This window comes from Mycobacterium sp. E2497, assembly GCF_001668695.1.
Lineage (GTDB): Bacteria > Actinomycetota > Actinomycetes > Mycobacteriales > Mycobacteriaceae > Mycobacterium.
In genome coordinates this window covers 1-7,507 of record NZ_LZKD01000248.1, presented here as the reverse complement: position 1 = coordinate 7,507, position 7,507 = coordinate 1, and the positions used below count along the sequence as shown (strand labels likewise).

The window sequence follows — 7,507 nt, the reverse complement described above, 5'->3', positions numbered from 1 at the left end:
CCAGGCCCGACACGGTGGGCTTGACCGCCGGGAAGGTGAGCGAGCACAGCTCGACCGACACCAGGGCCGCGACGCCGTCCGGTGCGCCGCGCAGATAGTCGTGCAACCGGCCCACGCCCGCCGCCCCGGCCGCACAGCCCAACCCGAAAAGCGGCACCCGACGCACGTCCGGGCGCAGTCCCAGCCGACCGGCGACCCGCGCGTCCAGCGACGGCACCGCAACGCCGGTCACCGTGGTGGTGGCGATCATGTCGATGTCCTGCGGTCGCAGGCCGGCCTCGTCGAGCGCGCCCAGCAGCGCTTCGCAACCGAGTTCGACGGCGTGTTCAATGAAGATCTCGTTGGCCTCACCGAAATCGGTCAGCGACGGGTAACGCTCCAGCGGCAGGACCAGGTGACGGCTGTTGACCTTGGCGGCGGCGTGCAGCCGCCGCACAACTCCCTCGTGCTCCTTGAGTGCCGGGAATTCGACGAGCTGGTCGGTGATTTCGGCCTGGCTGTAACGATGCGGCGGCAACGCTCCGAACACACCCGCGATGACGCTCATGCCCAACCCTCTTGCTTGGATCCCAGCTTGACTGGGACTTTCGCCGATCCCCGAAGCTTATGCGGTTCGCGGTATTCCGGCAAAAGATTGACGTATTCGACGTGTGTGTAATTGATTTGGCGTTTCATCGTGTGGCGTCCTCGTCGTCACCCGAATTCAGCGCCATCGCGATCAACGCGTCCGGGGTCAGGGAATCGATCTCGTCACCGCTGATGAGCGGTTCGGCGACAACGTCTTCCGGCTTACCGGCGAGCAGCAGAAGCTTGTCGAGCAATCCGGCTCTGCGGAGCTCGGCGACCGGGATGCTGCGCAGCGCAGACCACAGCTTGTCGTCGTCGGATTCGTCGCCGTCCCCGCGGAACAGTTGCTGCCGCAGATGATCGGCCAGCGCCGCGGGCGTGGGATAGTCGAAGATCAGGGTCCGCGACAGAGCCAGGCCGGTCGCGGTGGTCAGCCGGTTGCGCAGTTCGACGCCTGTCAGCGAGTCGAACCCGAGGTCGGCGAAGGCGCGGTCGCGGTCGATGGCCCGGCCATCGGGGTGTCCCGAGACGGCGGCGACGTGCTCGCAGACCAGCTCGACCAGCCGCCTCCGCTGGTCCGCCTGCGGCAGGGCGTGCAACCGCTCGGTCAGGTCCGGGGAACGACTCACCTTGGCCGGCAGCGCATCCCGTTTATCCCCCAGCCAGAACCGTTGTCGCGCAAACCCGTACGTCGGCAGGTCGACCCGGCGGCCCCCCGCGCCGGCCAGCACGTCCGGCCAGCCGACGCCGACACCGGCTGTGAACAGCCGGCCGGCCGCGTGCAGCAGCGACTCGATCTCGGGACCGTCCTTGGGCATGGTCACCACCGAGATCGGCCGCTCGGTGGTCAGCGACTGGTCCACCGCCGGGCTCAGCCCACCACCCGGGCCCATCTCGGCGAACGCCGTCACCCCCAACGCCTCGGCGGCGCGCACGCCTTCGAGGAAACGCACCGGCCGGCGCACATGTTCGACCCAGTACCGCACGGATCCGTATCCGGGGGCGGCGGGCTCTCCGAACACGTTGGAGATCAGGCAGATTCGGGGCTGTCGCGGTTCGACGCCGGAGATCCGATGCGCGAACTCGTCGAGCATCGGTTCCATCAACGGCGAGTGGAAAGCGTGCGAGACCGCCAACCGGTGCGTCCGCCGGCCGGTGCCCGCCAGGCGGTCGGCGACCGCGGCAACCGCGTCCCGCCCACCGGACAGCACCACCGCGTTCGGTCCGTTGACCGCGGCGATGCTGACGTCCGCGCCCAGCATCGGGGTCACCTCCGCCTCGCCGGCGCTCACCGCCACCATGACCCCGCCCGCCGGCAGCCGGGCCATCAATTCGCCGCGGGCCGCCACGACGCGCGCCGCGTCGGCCAGCGACAGCGCGCCCGCCACACACGCCGCCGCGATCTCCCCCACCGAATGGCCCAGCACCACATCGGGTGTCACCCCCCACGACCGCCACAGGGCGGCGAGGGCCACCTCGAGAACGAAAAGCGCCGGCTGCGCGAACTCGGTGTCCTGCAACGACTCCGCATCGCCGCCCCACATCACCTCGCGCACCGGCACCCGCAGGTGGGTGTCCATCGCGGCGGCGGCCTCGTCGAACGCGCGGGCGAACGCCGGAAACCGGTGATGGAGCCCGCGGCCCATCCCCGGCCATTGCGAGCCTTGGCCGGGGAACACGAAGGCCGTCCTGACCGCCGGCCCGGCGTGGCCGACCACCAGCCCGGGGGCCGGCTCCCCGGCGGCCAAGGCCGCCAGGTCGCGGGTCAGCGCCTCGCGATCGTGACCCACCAGCACCGCCCGATGGTCGAACACCGAACGCGTCGTCACCAGCGACCACGCCACGTCGGGCGCGGTCGCCTCCGAGTCCGCCAGCCATTCCGTGAGCCGCCGCGCCTGGTTGGCCAGCGCGCGCCCGGAGCGGCCCGACAGCACCCACGCAACCGGCCCGTCGGGCACCCCCGCGGGGGTATCCGGTTGCGCCGGGGCCTGTTCCACGACGACGTGCGCGTTCGTGCCGCCCATGCCGAACGACGACACCCCGGCGCGGCGCGGGCGCTCCGTGCTCGGCCACGGCTGCGCGGCGGTGGTGACCCGCAACCCCACGCGATCGAGGTCGGGATTCGCCCCGGCGTAGTTGAGGCTCGGCGGAATCACCGAATGGCGCACGGCCAGCACGGCCTTCAGCAGTCCCGCGATGCCCGCGGCGGCGCCGGCGTGGCCGATGTTGGTCTTCACCGATCCCACGTCCAGCGGGTGGCCGCGCCCGCCGAACACCTCACCCAGCGCCTGTGTTTCCGCCGCGTCGCCGACCCTCGTCCCGGTGCCGTGCGCCTCGACGTAGTCGATGTCGCCGCTGCCCAGGCCGGCCGCGGCAAGCGCCCGCCGGATCACGTCGGCCTCGGCGGAGACCGAGGGCACCGTCTGGCCCGTGGCGTTGTGCCCGGCGTTGCCCACGGCGCTGCCCCGGATGACGGCATGGATGCGGTCCCCGTCGCGCAGGGCCGCCGGCAACGGCTTGAGCAGCACCAGGCCGCCGCCCTCTCGACGGACGTAGCCGTCCGCGCGCGGATCGAACGCGTAGGTGTGACCCGATGTCGACAGCGCCCCGAATTCGCGCTCCAGCATTGCCGTTTCGTCGGCCAGGTTGAGATGGACGCCGCCGGCCAGCGCCAGCGTCGATTCGCCGGAACGCAGGCCCTCGCACGCGAGGTGCACCGCGGTCAGCGAAGAGGATTGCCCGGAATCGACGATCATGCTGGGCCCGTGCAACCCGAGGGCGTAGGACACCCTGTTGGCGATCATTCCCCGGCTGATGCCGGCGAACGAGTGGTGGTCGAGGTTGTCGGCGATGTCGCGCAGCGTGAGGACCGCGTAATCGTCGGCCATCGCCCCGATGTACACCGAAACAGACTCAGCGCGAACGGTTTCCGGCACCACAAACGCGTCTTCGAACGTCTCCCAAGCCAGTTCGAGGGCCAATCGTTGGCGCGGGTCCATCGCGCACGCCTCGCGCGGCGAGAGGTGGAAGAAATCGGCGTCGAACTCCGCGACGTCGCCGGGCAGCCGCGTCGCCTCCCGGCCGTCGCGCAGCACGCCCCAGAAATCGCGTGGGTTCTCCGCGCCCGGGAATCGGCATGCGAGGCCGATGATGGCGACGTCGGTCATGCTAGGGGCCGCCCTCTTCGTCGAGGATGGCGAAGAGCTGGCTCTCGGTGGCGGTGGCGATGTCGTCGTCGAACGGGTCGTCGGGGTGGTCGGGATACGGGGCGGGCGCGGGGCCGGTCAGGCCGGCCAGCAGGCCCTCCAGCCGGGTGGCGAGCTGCGCCTTGTCGCCGGGGCTGAAGTCGGATCGGCCGAGCAGCGCCTGCATCTCGCGGATCACGTCGTTGAAGCGGGCCATGCGATCGGGCGGCTCACCGCTCGGCCCGGTGGACAGCTGAGCGTCGAGATGCTCGGCCAGCGCCGCCGGCGTCGGGTGATCGAAGATCAGCGTCGGCGAAAGGGTCAGCCCGGTCGCGATTTTCAGCCTGTTCCGCAGCTCCACGGCGGTCAGCGAGTCGAAGCCGAGATCGGCGAAGGCTTGCTCGGCGCCGACGTCCGCGGTGCTGTGACCCAACACCGTGGCGGCATTGCCGCTCACCAGCTCCACCAGCTCACGGCGCCGCTGCTCGGGGGCCAGTCCCTCCAGCCGCGCCCGCAGACCAGTCAACGACACCATGTCGGTCGGGTCGAGGATCCGCCGCACCGGCCGAGATGCCAACTGGCTCAACAACGGCGGCAGCGCGGCGCCGGCGTGCGCCAGCGCGGCGGTGTCGAGCCGGGTGGCCACCACGACGGGGGGCTCGGCCAGCAGCGCGGCGTCCAGCAGGTCCAGCGCTTGGCGGGTGGACAGCGCGGCGAGCCCGGCGCGGCTCATCCGCGCCTTGTCGCGGTCGCCGAGGTGCTGCGTCATGGCCGAGGCCTGCTCCCACATCCCCCAGGCGATGGACAGGCCGGGCAACCGGTGGGCCCGGCGGTAGGCCACCAGGCCGTCGAGGAAGCTGTTGGCCGCCGCATAGTTGCCCTGGCCCGGCGCACCGACGATTCCCGCCATCGACGAAAACACCACGAACGCCGCCAGATCCAGCCCCCGGGTCAGCTCGTGCAGGTGCCACGCGCCGTCGACTTTGGACCGCAACACCGTGTCGATGCGCTCCGGCGTCAGCGACGCGATCACCGCGTCGTCCAGCACGCCCGCGGCATGGAACACCCCGCGCAGCGGGAGGTGCGCCGGTACCTGCGCCAGCACCCGCGCCAGGGCGTCCCGGTCGCCGACATCGCAGGCCACCACCGACACCTGCGCCCCGGCGCCGCGCAGCTCGGCGACCAGCTCGGGCACGCCGTCGGCCCCCTCCCCGCTGCGGCTGACCAACACGATGTGCGGCACCCGGTGGCGGTCGACCAGGTGGCGGGCCACCGCCGCCCCCGCCATGCCCGTCCCGCCGGTGATCAGCACGGTGCCGCCGCCCAGCCCGGCGGGCCCGTCGGGCATGGTGAGCACGACCTTGCCGATGTGGCGGGCCTGGCTGACGAACCGGTAGGCGTCCGCGGCGCACCGCACGTCGAAGGCCTTGACCGGCAACGGCTTCAGCACCCCGTCTGCGAACAACCGCATCAACTCGGCCAGCATCTCGGCGATGCGGTCCGGCCCGGCCTCCATCAGATCGAACGCGCGGTATTCGACATCGGCCAGGGCCGCCGGGTCGCGCAGGTCCGTCTTGCCCATCTCGATGAAGCGCCCACCGGGGGCCAGCAGCCGCAGCGAGGCGTCGGTGAACTCGCCGGCCAGCGAGTTGAGCACGACGTCCATCCCGGCGCCGCCCGTGGCGGCGGAGAACTCGCGCTCGAAGTCCAGCGTCCGCGAATCCGCGATGTGCTCGTCGTCCAGACCCATGGCGTGCAGGGTGTCCCACTTGCCGCGGCTGGCGGTGACGAAGACCTCGGCGCCCCAGTGCCGGGCCAGTTGCACGGCGGCCATGCCCACCCCGCCCGCGCCCGCGTGCACCAGCACCCGCTCGCCGGCCCGCAGCCCGCCCAGGACCGACAACCCGTAATACGCCGTGAGGAACACCACCGGCACGCCGGCGGCGTCGGCGAACGACCAGCCCGGCGGCACGCGCGTCACCAGCCGCCGATCGACGACGGCCTCCGACCCCGTCAGGCCCACGATTCCCATGACCGGGTCGCCGACGGCCAGATCCGTGATGCGGGGCCCAATCTCGGTCACCAGCCCGGCACCCTCGGCGCCCAGCTGCGCCGCGCCCGGGTACATGCCCAGGGCCACCAACACGTCGCGGAAGTTCACCCCGGCGGCCGCCACCGCCACCCGCACCTGCCCGGCCGCCAGGTCGGCCGGCGGGCCGGACTCGACCGCCAGGTCCTCCAGCGTGCCGGCGTCGCCGGCCGCCAGCCGCCACACCGACGGCGGCTCGGGCAACCGCAACACGGGGTGCGCCTTGAGCGGCATCAGCCGGGCGCCGTGGGCGACGCCGTCGCGGACCACCAATTGCGGTTCCCCACAACCGATCACGGACGCGAGATCGAGCGACCCGTCGGTGTCGACCAGCGCCACCTGGCCCGGATGCTCGGCCTGCGCCGACCGCACCAGCCCCCACACCGCCGAGCCGGCCAGGTCCGACACGTCCTCGCCGGGCAGCGCGACCGCGCCGCGGGTCTGCACCACCAGCGGCGGGGCGCCCTCGCCCCGGGACTGCAACACCCGCAGCGCCTCGTGGGTGGCGGTGTACACCGATCCGACCACCTCGGGGCCGCCCGCCGGCGGCCGCCACACCTCGGGTTCCGCGCCGACGGCGTCGTCGGGCAACGTGATCGGGGACCACACGGCCTCCAACAGTTCCCCGCCGCCGGATCGCGCCGCGACGGCCGCCGACAGCTGCGCGGCCGAGACCGGACGCGTCACCAGCTCGCCCACCGACAGCACCGGCACACCCGACGAGTCGGCCAAGTCGACCGCGACCGCACCCTCGCCCGCCGGGGCCAGCCGCACCCGGACCCGCGACGCCCCGGCCGCATACAGGCACACCCCCTGCCAGGAGAACGGCAGGACGGTCTGGCCCCGCTCGTCGGCGACCCCCAGGGCGTGCAGGGCCGCGTCCAACACGACCGGGTGAATCCCGAAGCCGCCCACCGTCACACCGGCCTGCTGCGGGGCCTCCACCTCGGCGAAGGTCTCGGCGCCCCGGCGCCACACCCTCCGCAGGCCGCGGAAGGCCGGACCGTACCCGTAGCCGCGCGCCGCCAGGTCGTCGTACGCGCCCGTCACGTCGACCTCCGCGGCGCCGATGGGCGGCCACACCGACAGATCCGTTTCCGGTCCGGGCGCGCCCTCGCTCAGCACGCCCTGCGCATGCACCGTCCACTCCGCGCCGGCCTGCGAATACACCGCGACGGCCCGGGATCCGTTCTCGGCGGCGGCGTCGACCACCACCTGCACGCGGACCGCGCCGGCGGCCGGCAGCGGCAGCGGCGCCGACAGCGTCAGTTCCTCGATCACCGGGCAGCCCACCTCGTCGCCGGCCCGCAGCGCCAGCTCGACGAACCCCGCGCCGGGGAACAACACCGTCCCGGTCACCGCGTGATCGGCCAGCCACGGCTGGGCCGCGGCGTTCGCCGGCCTGGCCGCCCGCCGGGTCGACCTGCCGACGTATGCCTTTCAGCGGCGCAGGTTTTGGTTGTCGGCGGAGTCGATGGGCGCCCGCGACACCGCCGGCCTGGGCCTGGCGGCGGCCGAGCATGCCCTGTTGGGCGCGGTGGTGGAGCGGCCCGATTCGGGCGGCGTGGTGTTGACGGGCCGGCTCTCGACCGCGGCCCAGCCGTGGCTGGCCGATCACGCGGTGACCGGGACGGTGTTGTTCCCCGGCGCGGGGTTCGTCGAGCTG

Annotated in this window: 1 protein-coding gene and 3 pseudogenes; 1 reads left to right on the top strand and 3 read right to left on the bottom strand. The window is 72.8% G+C overall.

Going from position 1 to position 7,507, the window contains the following annotated elements; all coding sequences use genetic code 11:
- The 3 genes and pseudogenes from A5713_RS23680 to A5713_RS23670 form a co-directional block, all read right to left on the bottom strand.
- Nucleotides 1-547 (bottom strand): annotated as a pseudogene (locus A5713_RS23680) (type III polyketide synthase); the annotation flags it as partial.
- A gap of 124 nt (nucleotides 548-671) precedes the next feature.
- Nucleotides 672-3,734, bottom strand: coding sequence for a type I polyketide synthase (locus tag A5713_RS23675; protein ID WP_068098584.1), 3,063 nt, complete (start codon nucleotides 3,732-3,734; stop codon nucleotides 672-674).
- 1 nt (nucleotide 3,735) lies between these two features.
- A pseudogene (locus A5713_RS23670) lies at nucleotides 3,736-7,236 on the bottom strand (SDR family NAD(P)-dependent oxidoreductase); the annotation flags it as partial.
- Between A5713_RS23670 and A5713_RS23665 the strand changes: the two are divergent.
- Nucleotides 7,223-7,507, top strand: a pseudogene (locus A5713_RS23665) (hypothetical protein); the annotation flags it as partial. The pseudogenes A5713_RS23670 and A5713_RS23665 sit on opposite strands and share 14 nt — an antisense overlap.

Excerpts from the sequence above, each read along its gene's own strand:
- A5713_RS23675 (WP_068098584.1), bottom strand. The coding sequence starts at position 3,734 with ATGACCGACGTCGCCATCATCGGCCTCGCATGCCGATTCCCGGGCGCG.